The organism is Geomonas oryzisoli (genome assembly GCF_018986915.1).
Classification (GTDB): domain Bacteria; phylum Desulfobacterota; class Desulfuromonadia; order Geobacterales; family Geobacteraceae; genus Geomonas; species Geomonas oryzisoli.
The window spans coordinates 1,957,970-1,978,314 of sequence record NZ_CP076723.1; the positions used below are offsets into that span (position 1 = coordinate 1,957,970).

General features: G+C 62.5%; 18 protein-coding genes and 1 other RNA gene. 10 read left to right on the forward strand and 9 right to left on the reverse strand.

Annotation, left to right across the window (positions count from 1 at the left end):
• Window positions 1-7 precede the first annotated feature (7 nt).
• The 8 genes from KP004_RS08675 to serA all read left to right on the forward strand — a co-directional run bounded on the left by KP004_RS08675 (window position 8) and on the right by serA (window position 9,360).
• Entirely contained in the window at window positions 8-1,891 is a 1,884-nt protein-coding gene (locus tag KP004_RS08675; RefSeq protein ID WP_216801932.1) for an ATP-binding protein, read from the forward strand.
• Window positions 1,892-1,996: 105 nt separating this feature from the next.
• Window positions 1,997-2,443 carry a response regulator gene (locus tag KP004_RS08680; protein ID WP_216801933.1) on the forward strand — a complete coding sequence of 149 codons (447 nt, stop codon included), beginning with the start codon at window positions 1,997-1,999 and terminating at the stop codon, window positions 2,441-2,443.
• Window positions 2,444-2,678: 235 nt separating this feature from the next.
• Window positions 2,679-3,251, forward strand: a complete 573-nt coding sequence (locus KP004_RS08685; RefSeq protein WP_216801934.1) for an anthranilate synthase component II — start codon at window positions 2,679-2,681, stop codon at window positions 3,249-3,251.
• A 151-nt stretch (window positions 3,252-3,402) separates the two neighbouring features.
• Window positions 3,403-4,461, forward strand: coding sequence for an anthranilate phosphoribosyltransferase (gene trpD, locus KP004_RS08690; RefSeq protein ID WP_216801935.1), 1,059 nt, complete (start codon window positions 3,403-3,405; stop codon window positions 4,459-4,461).
• Window positions 4,462-4,464: 3 nt separating this feature from the next.
• The gene (trpC, locus tag KP004_RS08695) at window positions 4,465-5,265 is read left to right on the forward strand and encodes an indole-3-glycerol phosphate synthase TrpC (RefSeq protein ID WP_216801936.1); all 801 of its coding nucleotides are present in this window, start codon (window positions 4,465-4,467) and stop codon (window positions 5,263-5,265) included.
• Window positions 5,266-5,538: 273 nt separating this feature from the next.
• On the forward strand, window positions 5,539-6,894 hold the full coding sequence (locus KP004_RS08700; RefSeq protein WP_216801937.1) for a TrpB-like pyridoxal phosphate-dependent enzyme: 1,356 nt from the start codon (window positions 5,539-5,541) through the stop codon (window positions 6,892-6,894).
• 157 nt (window positions 6,895-7,051) lie between these two features.
• The gene (locus tag KP004_RS08705; RefSeq protein WP_216801938.1) at window positions 7,052-7,672 is read left to right on the forward strand and encodes a phosphoribosylanthranilate isomerase; all 621 of its coding nucleotides are present in this window, start codon (window positions 7,052-7,054) and stop codon (window positions 7,670-7,672) included.
• An 89-nt stretch (window positions 7,673-7,761) separates the two neighbouring features.
• A complete protein-coding gene (serA, locus tag KP004_RS08710; protein ID WP_216801939.1) occupies window positions 7,762-9,360 on the forward strand; it encodes a phosphoglycerate dehydrogenase in 1,599 nt (532 codons plus the stop codon).
• 155 nt (window positions 9,361-9,515) lie between these two features.
• Here the strand turns inward: serA and KP004_RS08715 are convergent, their stop codons facing one another.
• From KP004_RS08715 to KP004_RS08730, 4 genes are all read right to left on the reverse strand, one after another.
• Window positions 9,516-10,583: a 3-deoxy-7-phosphoheptulonate synthase gene (locus KP004_RS08715; RefSeq protein WP_216801940.1), complete on the reverse strand. Its 1,068-nt coding sequence runs from the start codon at window positions 10,581-10,583 to the stop codon at window positions 9,516-9,518.
• Window positions 10,584-10,738: 155 nt separating this feature from the next.
• Window positions 10,739-11,353 carry a nicotinamidase gene (locus KP004_RS08720; protein WP_216801941.1) on the reverse strand — a complete coding sequence of 205 codons (615 nt, stop codon included), beginning with the start codon at window positions 11,351-11,353 and terminating at the stop codon, window positions 10,739-10,741.
• Between the two features lie 48 nt (window positions 11,354-11,401).
• The gene (locus KP004_RS08725; protein WP_216801942.1) at window positions 11,402-12,832 is read right to left on the reverse strand and encodes a nicotinate phosphoribosyltransferase; all 1,431 of its coding nucleotides are present in this window, start codon (window positions 12,830-12,832) and stop codon (window positions 11,402-11,404) included.
• A gap of 12 nt (window positions 12,833-12,844) precedes the next feature.
• A complete protein-coding gene (locus tag KP004_RS08730) occupies window positions 12,845-13,411 on the reverse strand; it encodes a tetratricopeptide repeat protein (protein WP_216801943.1) in 567 nt (188 codons plus the stop codon).
• 175 nt (window positions 13,412-13,586) lie between these two features.
• Between KP004_RS08730 and KP004_RS08735 the strand changes: the two genes are divergently transcribed.
• A complete protein-coding gene (locus tag KP004_RS08735) occupies window positions 13,587-14,429 on the forward strand; it encodes an NAD-dependent epimerase/dehydratase family protein (protein WP_216801944.1) in 843 nt (280 codons plus the stop codon).
• A gap of 573 nt (window positions 14,430-15,002) precedes the next feature.
• Here the strand turns inward: KP004_RS08735 and ssrS are convergent.
• The 5 genes from ssrS to KP004_RS08755 form a co-directional block, all read right to left on the reverse strand.
• A non-coding RNA gene (gene ssrS, locus KP004_RS21565) (6S RNA) lies at window positions 15,003-15,191 on the reverse strand.
• 330 nt (window positions 15,192-15,521) lie between these two features.
• The gene (locus KP004_RS08740; protein ID WP_216801945.1) at window positions 15,522-16,793 is read right to left on the reverse strand and encodes a Ni/Fe hydrogenase subunit alpha; all 1,272 of its coding nucleotides are present in this window, start codon (window positions 16,791-16,793) and stop codon (window positions 15,522-15,524) included.
• Entirely contained in the window at window positions 16,777-17,526 is a 750-nt protein-coding gene (locus KP004_RS08745; RefSeq protein ID WP_239027038.1) for an NADH-quinone oxidoreductase subunit B family protein, read from the reverse strand. Before KP004_RS08745 ends, KP004_RS08740 begins: the two co-directional genes overlap by 17 nt.
• 5 nt (window positions 17,527-17,531) lie before the next feature.
• Window positions 17,532-18,380, reverse strand: coding sequence for an FAD/NAD(P)-binding protein (locus KP004_RS08750; RefSeq protein WP_216801947.1), 849 nt, complete (start codon window positions 18,378-18,380; stop codon window positions 17,532-17,534).
• A complete protein-coding gene (locus KP004_RS08755; protein WP_216801948.1) occupies window positions 18,377-19,342 on the reverse strand; it encodes a 4Fe-4S dicluster domain-containing protein in 966 nt (321 codons plus the stop codon). The genes KP004_RS08750 and KP004_RS08755 overlap by 4 nt, the downstream gene beginning before the upstream one ends.
• A gap of 149 nt (window positions 19,343-19,491) precedes the next feature.
• On the opposite strand from KP004_RS08755, the gene KP004_RS08760 reads away from it, so the two are divergent.
• A complete protein-coding gene (locus KP004_RS08760; RefSeq protein ID WP_216801949.1) occupies window positions 19,492-20,268 on the forward strand; it encodes a tyrosine-protein phosphatase in 777 nt (258 codons plus the stop codon).
• Window positions 20,269-20,345 lie beyond the last annotated feature (77 nt).

A 20,345-nucleotide genomic window follows, 5' to 3' on the forward strand; every position in this document is an offset into this window, starting at 1 on the left:
CGCCGGGATGGTTACCCAGATGCACAAGATCCGCCGTTTCGCCCTGTTCCTCATGCTGCTCTGGACTGGCGGCGTCCTCGCCTCGTTTCTCTGGTTCTATCGTCAGGAGCAGGAAAGCGTTGTCGAGATCGCGCGGGCGGAGGCCCGGGCGACCTACGAGAAGGACGCCCTCTACCGGCGCTGGGCCACCAGGCACGGCGGCGTCTATGTCGCCGTTTCCGAAAAATGTCCTCCCAATCCCAACCTCGCCCACATACCCGAGCGCGACGTGCAGACCCCGTCGGGAAGAGCGCTGACCCTGGTGAACCCCGCCTACATGACCCGGCAGGTCTTCGATATGGCGGACAGCCACCAGGACCTGGTGCGTGGGCACATCACCAGCCTCAAGCCGATCCGACCTGAAAACGCGCCTGATCCGTGGGAGGCGGCGGCCCTGCGCAAATTCGAGCAGGGGGTGAAAGAGGTCAGCGAGGTGCAGATCCTCAACGGTCGGCCTTACATGAGGCTCATGCGGCCGTTCACCACCGAGGCAGGCTGCCTCAAGTGCCACGCGTCGCAGGGATACCATGTCGGTGACGTCCGGGGCGGGATCAGCGCCTCGGTGCCGCTGGACGCAGGCTCCGCGTTGAGCGGGGTCATCGCCGGGACCGCGGTGAGCCATGGCTTGATTTGGGTTCTTGGCGTCGGGTTCATCGGGTGGGGCGGGCGGGTGCTGACGCGCAGTGCCCAGGTGCTCGAAGAGAGCGAGGAGCGCTACCGGACCGTAGCCGACTACACCGAGGGGTGGGAGTACTGGCAGGCTGAGGATCATTCCTTTCGCTATGTATCCCCGTCCTGCGAAGATCTCTCCGGCTACTCCAGGGAAGAGTTCTACGCCGATCCCGATCTCCTGCTGCGGATCATCCATCCCGACGACGTCGCGCACTACCATGAGCACGTCAAAGAGTCTTTCGGCGGCGACGCGAAGCCCATCGATTTCAGGATCATCAGGAAAGACGGCGAGGTGCGCTGGATTGCCCACGTCTGTCGTCTGGTCTATACGAGAAGCGGCGTCAAAAACGGCATCAGGGCCAGCAACCGCGACATCACGGACCGCAAACTCGCCAGCCAGTCGCTCCGGGACCAGGCCCTGCTCCTCGAGAACGAGATCCGGGAACGCAAGGAGCGCGAGGCCGAACTGGAGGCGAAGAACGCGGAGCTGGAACGATTCACCTACACGGTGTCCCACGACCTCAAGAGCCCTCTCATCACCATAAAGGGATTCGCCGGCGCCGTGCTCAAGGATCTGGAAAGCGGCAACGTGCAGCGCCTGGATGGCGATGTGCGCCGCATCATGGGCGCCGCCGACAAGATGGCCTCGCTGTTGAACGACCTGCTGGAACTCTCCCGCATCGGCAGGATCGTGAACGCCCCCTCGGTGATCGATATGGATCAGCTGGTCCAGGACGTGCTGGCACAGTTGTCCGGTCCGATCGAGCTGGCCGGGGTAGAAGTGGTGCTGCAGCCTGGCCTGCCCAAGGTTTGGGGCGACCACCCCCGCATCGGCGAGGTGGTGCAGAACCTGGTTGAGAACGCCATCAAGTACCGCGGTGAGCAGGCCAACCCGAGGATCGAGATCGGGGTGCGCGCGGGCGACGGGGAGACTATCTTCGTGGTGCGGGATAACGGCATGGGGGTCGCGCCGCAGTACCAGGAGACCATCTTCGGGCTGTTCAACAAGCTCGATGCCCGCAGCGAGGGGACTGGGATCGGTTTGGCCCTGGCCCGGCGCATCGTGGAATTCCATGGCGGCAGGCTGTGGGTGGAATCGGGCGGGGTGGGGCAGGGGAGCACCTTCTGCTTTACGCTTGGCAACCGTCCACCGGACCCGATTCAAATCGAACAGGGATAAAAGGGATAAAAGGGATAAAGGCTGTTTAAAGGTTTAACAATCCCTTTGATCCGCAGTTATCCCTGTTAAAGGCCTTTAGTTTTATTTGCTTGAAAGGAGCGAACCATGATAGAAGGCGAACCGTTGTGCATCCTGCTCGTCGAGGACAATCCGGACCACGCCGAGCTTGCCATCCGCAACCTGACCGATGCCGGCCTGGTGAACTGCCTCTTTCATGTGGAAGACGGTGAAGCTGCCCTCGACTACCTCAACAACCGCGGCAGATACGCCGACACGAGCGCCTATCCACGGCCGCACCTGGTGCTCCTCGACCTGCGCCTTCCCAAGGTCGACGGGATCGAGGTATTGAAACAGGTGAAGTCCTCCGAACGCCTTAAGGCCATCCCGGTGGTGGTGCTGACCACGTCCGCGGCCGAGCGCGACCTCGCCATGGCCTACAGCAACTACGCCAACAGCTATCTCACCAAGCCGGTCGACTTCGACTCCTTCAGTAACCTGCTGCGCGACCTCGGGTTCTACTGGCTGGCCTGGAACAAGCGACCCCTCGGCTAGCCTGCCTGAAATTGGTTTCGGGGAGGATAAACATTTCCTCCTCGCACGGTAGGGTAATCCGCCTTATTCGCCCTGGTCTCCTGTCCCGGCCCCCTCGTTTTGCTCATTTCCTGTCGTAATTTCTTGAGTTTCTTCGGCAAAACCTATATATTTCTGCGATTCGCATTAAACAGCAAAAGGGTGGGGTTCCGGGCCTGCTTAGGCAAGGCGCGCTATTCCAGCGGGTTTCCAAACTATGCTCTTGATGATCGACAATTACGACTCCTTCACCTACAACATCGTCCAGTACCTGGGCGAGCTGGGTGAGGAGGTTAAGGTTTATCGCAACGACAAGATCACCATCGCCGAGATCGAGGCGCTTGCCCCGGACCGCATCGTGATCTCTCCCGGCCCCTGCTCCCCGGAAGAGGCCGGCATTTCGGTCGAGGTGGTGCGCCACTTCGCCGGCAAGATCCCCATCCTCGGGGTCTGCCTCGGCCACCAGTCCATCGGCTACGCCTTCGGCGGCAAGATCATCAAGAGCGCCACGCTCATGCACGGCAAGACCTCTCCGATCCTGCACGACGGCAAGGAGCTCTTCGAGGGGCTTCCGAACCCCTTCGCCGCGACCCGCTACCACTCCCTGATCGTCGAGCGCGCTACGCTCCCCGCCGAGCTGGAGGTGACCGCCTGGGTGGCCGAAGGGGAGATCATGGGGATGCGGCACCGCACGCTCCCGATCTGGGGGGTGCAGTTCCACCCCGAATCCATCCTCACCGAGGGGGGGATGGACCTGTTGCGCAACTTCTTGAAGATGTCCAGGCAGTAAACCCGGAACACAGAAGTCACTGTGGTCCACAGAGGTCACAGAGGGGAAAATCCTCAATGCTTTTACTCTGTGTATCTCTGAGCACCTCTGAGTCCTCTGTGTTCGGCTTTTCTCTTTTTGTGTCTTTGAATTACGTTTGGAAGGAGCTGCTATGATCCGTAAGGCCATTGCGCGTGTTGTGGAGCGGGAGAATCTCAGCGAGGCGGAGATGATCGAGGTCATGGACCAGGTCATGTCCGGCGGGGCGACGCCGGCCCAGATCGCCTCCTTCATCACCGCCCTCAGGATGAAGGGGGAGACGGTCGAGGAGATCACCGGTGCTGCCCGCGTCATGCGGGACCGGGCGATGCCGATCCGGGTCGGCAAGAGCGTCCTCGGCATCGACCGCGACGACATCAACCTCGACCGCGAAACCATCCTCGACACCTGCGGCACCGGCGGCTCCGGCACCAACTCCTTCAACATCTCCACCACCGTCGCCTTCATCGTATCCGCCTGCGGCGTCAAGGTCGCCAAGCACGGCAACCGCGCCGTCTCCTCCTCCTGCGGCTCCGCCGACGTCCTCGAGGCGCTGGGAGTAAACCTCGACGTGACCCCGGAGACCGTGGAGCGCTGCATCTCCGAGATCGGCATAGGCTTCCTGTTCGCCCCCGCGCTGCATGGCGCCATGAAACACGCCATCGGCCCCCGCCGCGAGATCGGCATCCGCACCATCTTCAACATCCTGGGACCGCTCACCAACCCCGCCGGCGCGGACTGCCAGGTGCTCGGCGTCTACCGCGAGGAACTGGTCGAGAAGCTGGCCCTGGTCCTGAAGAAGCTCGGCTGCCGCCGCGGCTACGTGGTGCACGGCAGCGACGGCATGGACGAGGTGACCCTGACCGGCGAGAGCACCATCGGCGAGGTCGGCCCCGACGGCGTCAAGGTCTACAAGATCACGCCGGAACAGTTCGGCCTGGAGCGCGCGCCGCTCACCGAACTGCACGGCGGCGACGCCCAGGGCAACGCCGTCATCGTCAGGGACATCCTGGCCGGCAAGGACGGCGCGAAACGCCGGATCGTCCTGCTGAACGCCGCCTTCGCCCTGCTGGCTACCGGCAAGGTAGCGGACGTCGCGGAAGGAATCAGGCTCGCCGCCGATACCATCGATTCCGGGCGCGGCCTCAAGCAACTGGAACGACTGGTGGCTCTAACCAACGAGGTGCAATAGCAGATGACCCAGGTACCCGACGTACTCAGGAAGATAGTCGACTACAAACAGGGTGAGCTCGAGGCCGCCATGAGCGCGGTTCCCTTGAACGAGATCATGGATCGCCTCGCCGACCTCGAAGACACCCCCCGCGGTTTTCAGAACGCCATCCTCAATGCCCTCGGCTCCGGCTGGACCCCCATCATCGCCGAGGTGAAAAAAGGGTCACCATCCAAGGGGCTGATCCGGGCCGACTTCGACCCGCTGCAGATCGCCACCACCTACCAGGACAACGGCGCCACCTGTCTCTCGGTGCTCACCGACGAGCACTTCTTCATGGGGCACCTGAGCTACCTGGCGCTGATCCGCGAGCAGGTTTCGTTGCCGCTTCTGCGCAAAGACTTCATCTTCGATCCTTACCAGATCTACCAGGCCCGCGCCGCCGGCGCAGACGCCATCCTTCTCATCGCCGCCATGCTTGACGTGCCGCAACTGCGCGACTTCCACAGTCTTGCCAAGGAGCTCTCCATGGACGTGCTCCTCGAAGTGCACGACGAGAAGGAGCTGGAGATGGCGCTGCAGACCGACTGCAGCATGATCGGTATCAACAACCGGGACCTGCGCACCTTCCAGGTTGATATTGCCACCTCGGAGCGGTTGGCGGCCCTTATCCCGGCTGGCAGGATCATCGTCGCCGAGAGCGGCATCAACACCCGGGCTGAGATAGAGCGTCTCACCGGGAAAGGGTTGCACGCCTTCCTGATCGGCGAGTCCCTGATGCGCGAGCCCGACGTGGGTGCGAAGCTCTCCGAGTTGCTGGGGTAAATGGCTGGGGGCAGGGAGTGATCTCGTTCCCAAGGTCCACCTTGGGAACGCAAAGCCTCTGCGAAGCTCCAACTCCCCTCGGATGCAAAGCTGGAGTTTTGCGCCATATGGGGTTCCTAAGCTGGAGCTTGGGAACCAGGAAAATATGCTGCCACGAAGCACTGCACGTGATCCCGCGTCCCCCCCTTGTTAAAGGGGGGGCAGGGGGGATTTGCTTCTCCACCTAAGGTAGACGCTTTGAATTGATATGTTCCAACTGACAAAGGAGTGGCTATGAATACCAAGTTCCTGCTTGACGAATCCCGCATCCCGAAACAGTGGTACAACATCATCCCGGACATGCCGGGGCCGCTGGAGCCGGTGATCAACCCGGCCACCCTGAAGCCGGTCACCCCGGAGGACATGACCCCTATTTTCCCGATGTCCCTCATCGAGCAGGAGATGTCCACCCAGCGCTGGATCGACATCCCCGACGAGGTGCGCGAGAAGTACCGGATCTGGCGCCCGTCGCCGCTGTTCCGTGCCCACAGGCTGGAGCAGGCGCTGCAGACCCCGGCCAAGATCTACTACAAATACGAAGGCGTTTCCCCGGCGGGCTCGCACAAGCCCAACAGCGCCATCCCGCAGGCATGGTACAACAAGCAGGCCGGCATCCGCAGGCTGGCCACCGAAACCGGCGCCGGCCAGTGGGGGAGCTCCCTGGCGCTGGCCTGTTCCATGTTCGGGCTGGAGTGCACCATCTACATGGTGAAGGTCTCCTGCACGCAGAAGCCGTACCGGAAGAGCATGATGCAGCTCTGGGGTGCCACGGTTATCCCGTCCCCCTCCGAGTTCACCAACGCCGGGCGCAGCATCCTGGCCCACGATCCGGACAACCTGGGGAGCCTCGGTATCGCCATCTCCGAGGCGGTGGAGGATGCCGCCACCCACGACGACACAAACTACGCCCTGGGGAGCGTGCTGAACCACGTCTGCCTGCACCAGACCGTCATCGGCCTGGAGGCGAAGGAGCAGATGGCGCTGGCCCAGGATTACCCCGACGTGGTCATCGCCTGCTGCGGCGGCGGTTCCAACTTCGCCGGTCTTGCCTTCCCGTTCATTGCGGACCGCGCCAATGGCAAGAAGGTGCGCTGCCTGGCGGTCGAGCCCGCGTCCTGTCCGACCCTCACCAAGGGGGTCTACGCGTTCGACTACGGCGACACCGCGAAGCTCGCGCCCATCACCAAGATGTACACCCTGGGGCACGACTTCATGCCGCCGGGGATCCACGCCGGCGGTCTGCGCTATCACGGCGAGTCCGCGCTGATCTCCCAGCTCTACCATGCCGGCGAGATCGAGGCGAAGTCCTACAAGCAGAATGCCTGCTTCGAAGGAGCGCTCCTCTTCGCCAGGACCGAGGGGATCGTACCCGCACCGGAATCCTCCCACGCGCTGCGCGCCGCCATCGACGAGGCCGTACTCGCCAAGGAGGAGGGGAAGGAGAAGACCATCCTCTTCGGTCTCTCCGGCCACGGTCAGCTCGACATGGGCGCCTACGACGCCTACCTCTCGGGCCGGCTCGAGGATTACGAGTATCCGGAGGAATCGATCCGCCAGTCCCTGGAGCGGCTGCCGAAGGTGAGCCTATAACAGAAGAGATCCTGGGGAGACTGAAGTCAGCGAGCAAAGAGGATGCTGAAGGTTTTCCCAAAAGAAGTGGTTTTGGTTTTCTCAGAAGTTCTCAGATTTTCTCCGTGGCCAATGGTTTTGGGGTTGGTAAGTTGAGTAATTCTAAGGGTATACGCGCATGACAAAGGTCAAGATTTGTGGCATAACATCCGAGCAGGATGCTCTGATGGCCGTCGATGCCGGGGCCGACGCCTTGGGCTTCGTCTTCTTCGACAAGTCGCCCCGCTTCATCGGAGTGGAGGCGGCAGCGCGCATCATCGAGAAACTTCCTCCCTTCGTGCAGGTGGTGGGGCTCTTCGTCAATGAGGATCTCGATGTCGTCAACAGCACCGCGGACTGCTGCGGCCTGGACATCGTGCAGTTGCACGGCGAGGAAAGCCCCGAGTTTTGCCGCCTGGTCCGACGCAGGGTGATGAAAGCCTTCCGGGTCCGCGGGCCCGAGAGTCTTACCCCGCTTGCCGACTACCGGGTTGCAGCCTACCTGCTCGACGCCTATTCGCCTCACGCCTACGGCGGAACCGGAGAGGTGTTCGACTGGGAGTGTGCCATCGCCGCGAAGCAGCAGGGACGTGTCGTGCTGGCGGGCGGGCTCACCCCCGAAAACATCGCGGCGGCGGTAACGCGGGTTCAGCCATATGGGGTGGATGTTTCCAGCGGCGTAGAGGCCTCTCCGGGAAAGAAGGACCCCGACAAGGTGCGCCGTTTCATCCAGTTGGCCAAGCATCCGCACCCGATCTGAAGCAGCCGGTATATTTAATCGCAACGCAGAACGTAGAACGTAGAACGTAGAACGTAGAACTTGTTTCTAACCCAAACAAAGGAGTGGCAATGAAGATTATCGTAACCGATGAGGTGGCTCACGAAGGACTGGCGATTTTGCAGCGCGACCCGCGCGTGCAGATGGACATCAAGCTGGGACTGAAGAAGGAGGAGCTTTACTCGATCATTGGTGATTACGACGTTATCATCACCAGAAGCGGCACCACCGTGGACAAGCCCCTGCTCGACGCCGCGACCAACCTTAAACTCGTCGCCCGCGCCGGCGTCGGCGTCGACAACGTCGACGTTGACTACGCTTCCGCCAAGGGCGTCATCGTGGTCAACGCTCCCTTCGGCAACACCAACAGCGCGGCCGAGCACGCCATGGCGCTTTTGCTTTCCTTCTGCCGCAACGTCACCAAGGCCAACGGCTCCCTGAAAGGCGGCGCCTGGAAGCGCGCCCCGTTCACCGGTTATGAGCTCAAGGGCAGGACTGCCGGCGTCATCGGCCTGGGCAAGGTCGGCGGCCGTGTCGCCACCCGTCTCAAGGCCTTCGAGTGTGAAGTGCTTGCCTGCGACCCGTACATCGCCGAAAAACGCGCTCATGACCTCGGCGTGAAGCTGGTCACCCTCGACGAGATCATCAAGAACTGCGACATCATCACCGTCCACACCCCGCTCACCAGCGAGACCCACAACATGATCGGCACGAAGGAACTGGCCGCCATGAAGGACGGCGTCATCATCATCAACGCGGCGCGCGGCGGCATCATCAACGAAGAGGCGATGCTGGAAGCCCTCGACTCCGGCCGCGTCGCAGGCGCCGCCTTCGACGTCTGGAGCCAGGAGCCGCCCGATTCCGACACCCTCAAGAAGCTGATCGGTCACGAGAAGATGGTGGTCACCCCGCACCTTGGCGCCAACACCTTCGAGGCGCAGGTGAACGTCGCCGTCGACGTGGCCAAGGAAATCCTGCGCTACATGGACGAGCAGCCGATCGAGAACGCCATCAACATCCCCAAGTTCGACGCCTCCCTCATGGGGCAGATGCGTCCGTACCTGAACCTGGTGAACGTGCTGGCCGACTTCATCATCCAGCTGGTCGACACCAACCTGAACAAGATCACCTTCACCTACACCGGCGGCCTGGCGCAGTACGACTGCACCCCGATCACCGTCTGCGGCCTTGCTTCCCTGCTGAACCGCAGGGTCGAGCAGGAGGTGAACATGGTGAACGCGCAGCTCGTGGCGGACAGCATGGGGATCGTGGTCGAAGAGGTGAAGACCAAGCACACCGAGGACTTCTCCAACATGATCACGGTGACCATCGAAGGTCCGGGCGAGAAGCGCCTGATCACCGGCACCGTGTTCGAGGGCGTGCCCCGCATCGTCAAGCTGCGTGACTACCAGATGGACTTCCGTCCTGAGGAGCACATGCTGCTCATGGCCTACGGCGACCGTCCCGGCATCATCGGCAAGATCGGCACCATTCTCGGCAAGCACGAGATCAACATCGCCGCCATGAACCTCGGTCGTCGCGAGAAGAAGGGGGAGGCGATGGTCATCCTGTCGCTGGACTCCGCCGTTCCCGCGGACGTCGTGGAAGAGGTGAGGGCTGCCACCGATGCGACCTTCGTGAAGCCGCTCTACCTCATCACCGCGAAGTAGGGCAGGGCAGTCAGCAGAAACGGAAAAGGCCCCCGGCGTAAGCTCGGGGGCCTTTTTTCGTTTCATGTGGCGACCTGTAGGGGCGAATAATCAAGAGGTCCTATCGGTCTACCTCTGTGTCCTCTGTGGGCCTCTGCGTCCTCTGTGTGCCGGGGTTAGGCTAATTTCCTTCCGCCGCACGCCTTGAGTTTCTGGTGCGCCTCGCGCAGGGCCTTCTCAGTGGTTTCCCAGCTGATGCAGCTGTCGGTGATGGAGACGCCGTAGGTGAGGTCGGCGAGGTTCTTCGGCAGCGGCTGGTTTCCTTCCTTCAGGTAACTCTCGATCATGACCCCGGAGATGGAGCGGTTGCCGGCGACGATCTGGTCGACCACGCTTTTCAGCACCTCGGTCTGGCGCTCAAATTTCTTCTCCGAGTTGCCGTGGCTGCAGTCCACCATCAGGGTCGGGTTCAGCCCCGCCTTGGTGAGCATCTCCTCGGACTTGGCGATGTCCTCCGGCGCGTAGTTGGGCTTCTTGTTGCCGCCGCGCAGCACCATGTGTACGTCGGGGTTGCCGGTGGTCTGGATGATGGAGGTGAGGCCGTCGCGGTTGATGCCCAAAAAGCTGTGCGGGTGCAGCGCGGCCTTCATGGCGTCGATGGCGATCTGGAGGTTGCCGTCGGTGCCGTTTTTGAAGCCGATCGGGAAGGAGAGGCCGCTGGCCATCTCGCGGTGGGTCTGGGATTCCGTGGTCCTTGCACCGATGGCGCCCCAGGAGAGGAGATCGGCCAGGTATTCCGGCGTGATGGGGTCGAGCATCTCGGTCGCTACCGGGAGCCCCATTTCGGTCACCTTGCATAAAAGCCCGCGGGCGATCCCCAGACCCTTGGAAATGAGGTGGGTGCCGTCCATGCCGGGATCGTTGATGAGTCCCTTCCAGCCAACCGTAGTGCGCGGCTTCTCGAAATACACGCGCATGATCAAGAGGAGTTCCTCGGAGACTTCCTTGGCGAGTGCGGCAAGCTTCTCCGCGTACTCCAGGGCGCCCTTGGTGTCGTGAATGGAGCAGGGGCCTACCACCACCATCAGTCGCTTGTCCTCGCCCCTCAGGATCTTGGCGATGGCGGCGCGGCTTTCGGTCACGCAGGCGCTGGACTGTTCCGAGATCGGGAAAACCTGCCTCAGATCGGTCGGTGCAATGATCGGGGTGATGCTTTTTACCTTGAGATTGTTGGTCTTAATCATGGTATGCTCCCGCGCTAGCAGTTTTTAATGTGGCGTAATCTAGCGCGTTTCCCGGACGCTGTCAAAAAAAAATGCCCCGTCGGCACTGAATTTTGCCGGGAGCATATTTTTGTATGGTGCAGGTATAAAAAACGTAGGCAAAACGCTGCTTCACCCTATTCTGCCGGGGGGGCGCCCTGCAAAGCGCTGCGCACCGAAGCGAAGGTCGCCTGGTCCGCGCCGGCTGCGACCATCTCTCCCAATGCGTGGTCGGAATCTCCCGGCTTCACGTCAACGCCGCGAATGGCGTCGGTCAGCACCGTCACTCCGAACCCCTCCCTGAGCGCTTCCAGCACGGACTCCTTCACGCAGTAATCCGTAGCCAGTCCCCCGACGTAGAGCCGGTCCAGTTCCATGCGGCGCAAGAGCATGGCGAACGGCGTCCCGTTTTCGGTTACCCCCTGGAGTGCGGAGTAGCCGTTATCCCAGCTGGACATCCCCTTGGAGATGACGATGGTCCCCTCCGGGAGCCGCAGTCCGGGGTGAAAGTCGGCGCCGGACGAGCCCTGGACGCAGTGCCGCGGCCAGATCCCCCCCTTGTCCCTGAAGTGCCTGCTCTCATCCGGGTGCCAGTCGCGGGATGCGAAGATGGGCACGCTGCGCTCGTTGAACAGTTCCAGGTAGCGGTTCAGCGGCGGCACCACCTGGTCCCCCTCCGGGACCGGCAGCGCGCCGCCCGGGCAGAAGTCGAGCTGGACATCGACCACGAGAAGGGCGCCCCTTCGTTGCATCGCTTGCCTCCTTTACCGGATCACGGCTGCACGCAGCCGCCATCGGCTCTAGCTGCGGTATTTGCTCTGGATGCGGGTCATCAGCTGCAGGCGCAGGGTGTTGACGCCGGAGCTGATGGAGACCTTGTAGATGTGCGGGTTCACCAGCCTGAGGCAGCCGTCGGGGAGACGCTGCAGTTGCTCGGCGGCCAGGTCGGCGCAACTCCCCAGGTCCGGCGTGGAGAGGCACCGTTTGCCATCCTCCATCACCTTGCGCCGGACGTCGATAAGGCGCGCGTTTTCCGGGATGCGGACATGCTGCACGGGGTTCGCGGGGTCGAAGACCACGGTGCCGGGATGGATTTCCTCGTCCTGCAGCGCGATCAGATCGAGGATGAACGAGCCGTCCGGGGCCACCGCGCGCAGCACCTTCTTGCGGTCGGGCAGGGTTGCCTTGGCCACGTCGCTGGTCAGTTTGAGCTTTGGTTCCCCGTCGATGAGCACCAGCTTGTAGACCCCTCCCAGTGCGCCGCCGCCCTCGCCGGCGCAGGTGGCCAGCCGGGTGCCGACGCCGTAGATGTCGATCCTGCTTCCCTCCCGGCGCATCGACTCGATTACGTTTTCGTCCAGCTCGTTGGAGGCGACGATCTTCACCTGCGGGAACCCGGCCTCGTCGAAGGCGGCGCGGACCTTGCGGGAGAGGTAGGCGAGGTCGCCCGAATCGATGCGCACGCCGACCAGGTCATGCCCCTGCTCCTTCAGTTCGCGGGCCACGGTGAGCGCGTTGGGGAGGCCGCTTTGCAGGGTATCGTAGGTGTCGATCAACAGGATGCAGCTGTCCGGGAACTCCTTCGCGTAGCAGCGGAAGGCGGTGAGCTCGTCCGGGAAGGCCATGATCCAGCTGTGGGCGTGGGTGCCGCGCACCGGGATGCCGTAGCGCATGCCGGCCAACACGTTGCTGGTGGAGCGTACCCCGCCGATGTAGGCGGCCCTGGCGTTGGAGAGCCCACCGTCCGGCCCCTGGGCGCGGCGCAGCCCGAACTCGAGCACCGTGGCGTCGCCGGCAGCGAGCTTGATGCGGGCCGCTTTGGTGGCGGTCAGGGTCTGAAAATTGATGATGTTCAAAAGAGCGGTTTCTACGAACTGTGCCTCGGCGAGCCCCCCCTCCACGGTGAGGAGCGGTTCCCCTCCAAAGACCACCGTCCCTTCGGCAGGCGCCGTTATGCTCCCGTTGAAGCGGAAATCGGAGAGGTAGGAGAGGAAAGTGGGTTTGAAGATATTGAGGCTCTCCAGGTAGCCAAGTTCTTCGCCGCTGAAGGAGAGTCCTTCGAGGTAGGAAAGGGCCGTGTCGAGCCCTGCGAAGACGGCGTAGCCGCCACGGAACGGGTTATGTCGAAAGAACAGGTCGAAGACTGCAGGGCGCTCGTGCATGCCCTGGTCCAGGTACCCCGCCAACATGGTGAGCTCGTACAGGTCGGTGATCAACGGCGAATATCTCATGGTGCCCTCCCTTCAATTGCCGGCACCCTGAATTATCGCATGATGAAGTTTTTCCGCCAGTTCGGGATCTACTATTTTCAGTGTCAGGTACTCTCCCTGTGCCTTCTCCGTCTCATCAAGCAGCAGATGTGACAGTCCCAGCTTGTAAAGAGCATTGGCATTGCCCGGCCACAGCTTCAGTAAAGTCGTGTAGGCCTCGGCCGCTTCAGCGTAGCGGTCCGTCCTGAAACAGACCTCGCCCAGGTTGGAATAGGCTAGTGCCAGGGAGGGATCGAGCAGTACCGACTTCTTCAGCGACTCTATGGCGCGGTTGTAGTCGCCGGTCAAGGCCTGCGAGGTTCCCAGGTTGAGCCAGGCCAGGGCGTTACCGGGAGCAAGGGCTACGCTCATGCGGAACGCCTCGGTCGCCTCGCGGTAGTTCCCCTCGCTGTTCAACTCCACACCGGCCTGGAACCAGTCCTCGGCTTCCAGGAATTCCTCCTGTTCGATCTGGATCCCCGGAGGCTTGGGTATCAGCGCCCCGGTGGCAATGCCTGTGAACAGAAGCAGTGCAATGCAGGTACCCGCCCGGTATTTCATGCCCTTTCCTCCGTCAAAAGCAAAACCTTAGCATATTAAAATTTTTTTACAAAATAATGGGTTTGCCATGCAGGGAGGACTTACGGGTTTTTTGCTGACATCGCGGCGGGGTTTCTGGTAGAAAGGTAGGGCTGCAGCGCCTGCTGCAGCAGTACTACGGGGCAAAGAGGTATCTATGCAACCATTACTGATCGTAGGCTGTGGTGCCGTCGGCCGTCGGGTGGCCGTGCTGGCACTGGCGCAGGGGGTGGAGGTTTCCACCTTCAAAAGGGGCGAAGCACCGCTCGCGGGAGTACGGCACTATACGGGGAATCTCGATGAGCCGGAAACCCTGCGCGGGCTTCCCACTCACGGCGCGGGTGTAATCTACCTGGCGCCGCCGCCGGGAGGCGGCAACGAAGACACCAGGATGCGCAACTTCCTGTCCGCCATCGCAGCTGGGGATGAGCCCGCCAAGGTCGTCTATATCAGCACCAGCGGCGTCTACGGCGGCGGAAGCGAGGTGGTCACCGAAGAAACCGAACCGGTCCCGCAGACCGCGCGCGGCAAGAGGCGCCTGCATGCCGAGCGCCTGCTGCAGGCGTGGGGGCGCGAGCGCGGCGTCGCTGTGGTCGTGCTCAGGGTGACCGCCATCTACGCCGCTGACCGCCTGCCGGTCACCCAGCTCACCACCGGTCAGCCGGTGCTCCTGGAGGAGGAAGCCCTCCCCAGCAACCGGATCCACGCCGACGACCTCTCCCGCATCTGCCTGGCCGCCCTGGAGCGGGGTAAGGACGGCGCGGTGTTCAACGTGAGCGACGGCGCTCCGAGCACCATGACCGCGTACTTCAACGCCGCCGCCGACAAGCTGGGACTCCCCAGGCCCAGGCAGATGACCATGGCCGAGGCTCGTCAGGTCATGACCCCGCTCATGATCTCCTACTTCTCCGAGGGGCGCATCGTCGACAGCAGCAAGATGCTGAAGGAGCTCGGCATCACCTTGCTCTATCCAAACCTGGAGGCCGGCCTCAAAGGGTGACCCCCTGCCGGGTATGTCTCTTACGTCCACCTGTAGGGGCGAATAATCATTCGCCCCGTTTCTTCCCTTCACCCATCCCTGCGCTTCCTTGTCAATTTCATCAGGACCTGGCGGCTGCCTAAAAACTAGGCAAAACGCTATCATTAGTTATCGCAACGTCCTTTTTTTCATCCGAAGCCGTGTTTCCCACAGACTTTTCCACAGCCGTTGTGGAAGATGTGTGACAATATTTATCTCAAGAATATAGCTAGTTAGATAAATGCTCTTCGTCATTGCGCGCACGGACTACCGGGCTCTTTTCCTGATGATTATCGACTCGCCGCACCGCTATTTCGGTCCCGGGTACGCAGGCGCCAGGAACTAAAAAAGGCCCATGGTGGTCCATGGGCCTTTCCCTGCATTGGCGTTAGATCGGGGCACTTTCTTCCAATCCGTCGGTAAAGCTTAGCGGCCGGTGCTGCGGGGTCGGTGCCTCCCCGCGGCTCGTACCGCTTGCTTCCCTTTTTCAAGCGCTAACGCCTGGCGGATGAGATAAGTCGCTTTCAGCGTTGTCCTGAGTAACGCCAATTTCTAATTCGCTCCGGAATACCGCTACGGGGAGGCATGGATTACTGACCAGCGTCGCAACATACCCCGGTGAGGCGCTTTAGGCTTCCCTCTGCCTTGTTGAGGGCTTGCTCACCACGACTGAAACCAGGGACATCTTGATAAATAAGGTAGTCAGGGACCCAAACGGATGCGCAACGAGTATTCCAGAGCCGCTCGCATTCACATGCGTAAGCTTGACCCAAGTCTAGCAACCCGGTAATGACTGTCAAGAAAGACATGAAATTAATTTCATCTGATCTAACCTGCTGAAAAATAGCGTTTTTCTTTCATTTGCCAGTCCGGAAAACCGTCTGTCATTTCGCCCGTTTCGCCTGTTTGAGTGAGTTCCCGTTACTGCCTGTCAGACCACTTTATCCTATTGTTGGTATGACAGTTGCCTTTCGAATTTGTAAAAGCGTGAGCCCGCGGATGCAACAAACGTTGCGTCAGTGAAGTGCCGGTTGGAAGTCAGGTAGAGTAGCGTCGTCATCGGAAGGTGATGTGCTAGAGTGGCAGCACGTGGACGGAGCAGGAGATGCAGGGATCGTAGCAGCGGATGAGGCGCTCCAGGGCCGTGGTCATGCGGCTGGTCTCTTCACCCTCCATGCCGCGGGCCAGTGCCAGTAGGTCGCGAGCCAGGGCGCCCTGGTTCAGCGCCGTGGGGGTGATCACGTCGGCCGTGGTGCAGATCCCTTGCGCATCGAAGGAATAACTATGGATCAGAACCCCGCGCGGCGCCTCGCAGGCCGCGCAACCGGTCGCCGCGCGCACCGTCGGTGCGACCGGTTCCTCCCGCCGCGGACCCAGTTCGGTGAGCCGGTCGATCAGGTGCAGCGCCCGCTCGGTGGCGTGGCACATCTCGATCGCCTGGGCCACGTTGTTGCCGCGCATGTCCTTGCCGACCAGTTCCCTTTTATGGGAGGCGAACAGGGCGCCGGCCCCGGGTTCCAGGTCGGGGTTCAGGTTGAGCCGGGCCAGGGCGCCGACGGTGGCTTCCTTGCCCTGCACCCGTGAGAGTTTCGCGTGGGAATGCCCAACGACCGTTTCCTCTATGTGGTGGCGGTAATCCCGCAGCGGGAAGGAGGCGCCGTCGCCCATGCGGCAAAGCCGCGCCTCAAGCGGAGAGTCCGATGGCTGCAGGGCGAGAAAGTCCGGCACGGGGAGCTCGGGGAAGGGGAAGGGCGTGCTGAAGAGCCGATGCGCCTCCTGCACGGCCGGGAGCACCTTTAAAAGCCCGTCCTTCAGCCGCGTAAGTTCTCTGCTGGTCAGACTGCGCCCGAGGCCGCCCAGCCGGATGTTGACCGGATGAATGAGACGTCCGCCCGCCGTCTCCAGTATGTCGTTACCGGCCTTCTTGACGGCCAGACCCGTTTTCAAAAGCTCCGGAGCGACCCGGGCCAGTTCGGCCACGCCCCGCACCCCCAGCAGGTCGGGCAGCACCAGGCAGTAGAGATGCAGAGCGTGGTCCTGGATCATCCCGGCCTGCAGCATCAGGTCGCGGGTGAGGGCGGTCACCTCAGAGACCTCGACGCCGAAGGCGTCTTCTACCGCGAGGAGCGCGGTCACCTTGTGCACCGTCGAGCAGAGCGCGCAGATGCGGCAGATGATCTCCGGCACCTCGGCGAAGCTCTTGTCCAGGAGCAGCGCTTCGAAGAGGCGGGGCGAGTCCACCAACTGCAGCTCGACCCGCTCCACCCGGCATCCCTCGCGGTAGACCCGCACCCTGCCGTGACCTTCCAGCCTGGTCAGAGGCGCTATCTCAACGACGCTGCCCATAATCCCACTCCGGTTTGAAACGGCTCATCCTGCGTTCGATTTCATCCTTGCCGAACCCCCGCTCCAGGAGCAGCTCCAGCTCCTGGGCCACGTTGGCCTCCCGCACCGGCCCGCGACATCCCTCGCAGACGATGCCGGTGGCGGGACAACGTGCGTTGCAGCCGCCCTGCACCACGGGCCCCAGGCAGAGCTGCCGCTTCTCCAGCAACAGACAGAGATTTTCGCGGCTGCGGCACTCGGTGCATACCGGGTAGTGACGCGCAGGTGGGAGCGTTCCCGCTGCCAGGGCCGCTACCATCTCAACGATCTCGTGTTTTTCGGGGGGGCAGCCGGTCACCGCCGCGTCCACACTGACGAAATTGGCCAGGGGGGCGGGCGCGAAGCTCTCGGGGAGGCAGCCCCCGGTGCCGAACACCGACTGTAGCAGCTCTTGCCTGGTGTTGAGCCCGTTGTTCATAGCGGCGACGCCGCCAAAGAGCGCGCAGGTGCCGTAGGCCACAAGGTGCGTGCTGGCGTTTCTGAGCTTGAACAACAGCTCCAGGTCCTTCGGCGTCGAGACGGCCCCCTCGACGAGGGCGGCGTCGAACTGCACCTCGAGCACATTGCCGCTTTCGGCGAGAGGGAAGTAGACCAGCTCGCAGCGCGCCAGCAGTTCGGGGAGCTCGTCCTCGCAGTTCAACAGGGTGAGCTGGCACCCCGAGCAGGCCGTGAGCCCGGCAATGGCGAGTTTCATCGGTCTCACAGCGCCTCCGGTATCCCTTTCAGTTCGCCGGCCCGAAAAACGGGCCCATCCACGCAGCAAAGTTTCTGACCGAGGCCGCAGTGGCAGCAGCGTCCCACCCCGCAGCGCATCCTGCGCTCCAGACTGAGCAGGATGCGTTCCGCGGCGACTCCCGCGCGCTCGAGGTCGGCCACCAGGCAGCGATACAGGGGAGGCGGGCCGCAGACGGCGGCGTAGGTGGTGGCGGCATCGAAGCGGAACCCCTTCAGGAGGTCGGGCAGCAGTCCGATCGCGCAGGAGTGGTTCCCTTCCGCTGTCTCCGGTGCGAAGTCGACGGTGAGGTAAAGCCGCATCCCGCCTTCGGCGGCCAGGGCGGTCAGCTCCTCCCTGAACAGCATGAGCCGGGGCTGTTTGGCGCCGTACATGAGGGTGATCTCTCCGTAGCGGTTTCGTTGCCGCAATAGATGCATGAGCAGGGAACGCAGCGGCGCGATGCCCAGACCGCCGGCCAGGAGCAGCACCGGTCGGCCGGCCATCTCCCGCAGAGGGAATCCGCTGCCGAAGGGCCCCCGGATCCCCAGTTTCGCGCCTGGCCGCTGCTTGTGCAGCAGTTCGGTGACGTGCCCGACCCGGCGCACGCATAGCTCCAGCGTCCCGTCCGGAGCAGGGAGGTCCGCCGGTGAGATCGGGATCTCCCCCGCCCCCGGCACCGAAAGCTGCACGAACTGCCCGGGAACGAAAGAGGACAGCTCGGCGAGGGCGCGCTCCTCCGGGGCGATGCGGAACAAGGTGGTGTCTTCCGACAGGTCCGTGCGCTCTATCAGGCGTGCGGCGATGGGGACATGCGTGTGCTGGGCTTGTTTCATCGCTCCTCCGGCTCGGGTGCGGTCAGTTCGCGCAGGTCGATGTCGACAGGGCAGACTTCCTTGCAGCGGCCGCAGCCGACGCAGGAGTTGACTCCCTGCAGCGGTGTGAAGCCGCAGTACTTGTGCAGGAAGCGGTAGCGCAGCCGCTCCAGCCGGTCCGGACGGAAATTGGCGCCGGCTACCTCGCCGTGGCTGGCGAACAGGCAGTTGTCCCACTCCCTGATACGCAGGGCGCCCCCGGAAAGCGAGGCGTACTCGCGCACGTCGAAGCAGTAGCAGGTGGGACAGCAGACCGAACAGGCCCCGCAAGAAACGCAGGTCGAGGCGAACTTGTGCCACAGCGGGTTCTCGGAAAAACGCAGTTGCGGATCCTGTGGCGTAAGGCAGGTCCCGGAAGGGCGCCGGGGCGGGGGCGGCCCTTTCGTGAGCAGATGGGCCGCGCCGGAGAGAAGCGCCGCTCCCCTGGCGCTGTGACTGGAGAGATGGAAGCCGTCCTGCGAGGCGGCCAGGAAGAGATCGCAGGAGGATGATTCCCGTCCCTCCGGGCAAAAACAGAAATCGTCCGGCTCGCAGGATGTTCCAACGAGGGTGAGGTGGGACCTGCGAGTCGAATAGCCGGGGTCGGCCGGGTCGGCCAGGAAAACGCGATCCAGGTAAGCGATGCCTTCCAGGTCGCAGCTGTGCACACCGAACAGGACCAGGTCACCCGCACCGGAATGGCCTTCACGGTAGGTGCCGGATGCGTAATGGAGGATCTCTTCTCTAAAGGGGAGCAGGTATTTCTTGGGGGGGATCTGGGTGCGGCGGTAGTCGAGCTGCAACTGGGCAGGTTCGTGCAACGGCGAGAAACAGTACACCCCGCTTTCGGAGACGGTGGGGCCGTGCAGTTCGCCGAAGATGCGCAGAGTCTCCAGGAACTGATTTAGCCGCGACTTTTTCAGGAAGGTCTTGGTCTTCTCCACAGTACCTCCTCGCACAAAGGATAATTCTACCGGGGTCGTTGCTGATGGCAAGGCGAGGGTTTCGAGTGGTTAGCGAGCATGTGACTGTCGGAGATCTGCGAAAGTGCCAATCTTTGACTTAACGGCAGACTGGTGCTACAGAATATGACATGACTTCGGAATTTACCGACTATCATTGTCATCTTTTGCCGGCACTCGATGATGGCGCCGTGGACCTGAAAGAGTCGCTTCATATGGCGCGCACGCTTTCAAGCTTCGGCTTTGCCACCGTGCATTGCACTCCTCACCTCATTCGCGGCGGCTATGAGAATGAACCTGCCCGCGTCATTCGCGCAGTAGACATCATGCAGCGCCGGATCGATGAGGAGGGGATCGCCTTGCGCCTGGTCCCCGGCAACGAACACTACCTGGACCAGTACCTCCCGGAATTCCTGCCGGGAGCCCTGAGGGTGGGCGCTTCGCGCTATCTTCTGGTGGAAGTTCCCTTCCGGGCCGGCCCCGAACTGCTGCATCCCATGGTGCAAACCTTTTCCAGTCACGGCCTTGCCCCGCTGATAGCGCACCCGGAACGCTGCGCTGCATTCGATCCGGCAGCCGGAGGGGGGCTGCGCGCCGCACTGTCCCTCGTGCTCGGCAGGGAGCCCGAGCTCGACCTGGGAGACTCGGAGATCGTGGCGCTCAAACGGCTCGGCTGCCGGTTCCAGGGCAACCTGGGGAGTTTCGCCGGGTACTACGGCTACGAGGTGCGCGAGCGCGCGCTGTTGTTCCTGAGGCACGGATTGTACTCCTGCCTCGGCAGCGACGCCCATCGCGGCGAACATCTTTGGGACATGCTGGTGGCCGGGTACGCCGTGGTCGAGTCGGTAGTGGGCGAACAGGAGACCCGCGACCTGCTGCGCGGCATCCACCTGGCCAACGGCGCCTGATTTTTCCGCCCCCCGCTTCGCTCCTGCGAAAGCCATCCCCCTTCACCCAAGCCATCCCCTTCAATCCGTCCCATTCA

Coding starts and splice junctions, on each gene's coding strand:
- KP004_RS08725 (WP_216801942.1), bottom strand. CDS start 12,832: ATGAGATATTCGCCGTTGATCACCGACCTGTACGAGCTCACCATGTTG.
- KP004_RS08740 (WP_216801945.1), bottom strand. CDS start 16,793: ATGGGCAGCGTCGTTGAGATAGCGCCTCTGACCAGGCTGGAAGGTCAC.
- KP004_RS08745 (WP_239027038.1), bottom strand. CDS start 17,526: ATGAAACTCGCCATTGCCGGGCTCACGGCCTGCTCGGGGTGCCAGCTC.
- KP004_RS08680 (WP_216801933.1), top strand. CDS start 1,997: ATGATAGAAGGCGAACCGTTGTGCATCCTGCTCGTCGAGGACAATCCG.
- trpC (WP_216801936.1), top strand. CDS start 4,465: ATGACCCAGGTACCCGACGTACTCAGGAAGATAGTCGACTACAAACAG.
- KP004_RS08750 (WP_216801947.1), bottom strand. CDS start 18,380: ATGAAACAAGCCCAGCACACGCATGTCCCCATCGCCGCACGCCTGATA.
- KP004_RS08705 (WP_216801938.1), top strand. CDS start 7,052: ATGACAAAGGTCAAGATTTGTGGCATAACATCCGAGCAGGATGCTCTG.
- KP004_RS08730 (WP_216801943.1), bottom strand. CDS start 13,411: ATGAAATACCGGGCGGGTACCTGCATTGCACTGCTTCTGTTCACAGGC.
- KP004_RS08675 (WP_216801932.1), top strand. CDS start 8: ATGGTTACCCAGATGCACAAGATCCGCCGTTTCGCCCTGTTCCTCATG.
- KP004_RS08700 (WP_216801937.1), top strand. CDS start 5,539: ATGAATACCAAGTTCCTGCTTGACGAATCCCGCATCCCGAAACAGTGG.
- KP004_RS08735 (WP_216801944.1), top strand. CDS start 13,587: ATGCAACCATTACTGATCGTAGGCTGTGGTGCCGTCGGCCGTCGGGTG.
- KP004_RS08720 (WP_216801941.1), bottom strand. CDS start 11,353: ATGCAACGAAGGGGCGCCCTTCTCGTGGTCGATGTCCAGCTCGACTTC.
- KP004_RS08685 (WP_216801934.1), top strand. CDS start 2,679: ATGCTCTTGATGATCGACAATTACGACTCCTTCACCTACAACATCGTC.
- serA (WP_216801939.1), top strand. CDS start 7,762: ATGAAGATTATCGTAACCGATGAGGTGGCTCACGAAGGACTGGCGATT.
- KP004_RS08715 (WP_216801940.1), bottom strand. CDS start 10,583: ATGATTAAGACCAACAATCTCAAGGTAAAAAGCATCACCCCGATCATT.
- trpD (WP_216801935.1), top strand. CDS start 3,403: ATGATCCGTAAGGCCATTGCGCGTGTTGTGGAGCGGGAGAATCTCAGC.
- KP004_RS08760 (WP_216801949.1), top strand. CDS start 19,492: ATGACTTCGGAATTTACCGACTATCATTGTCATCTTTTGCCGGCACTC.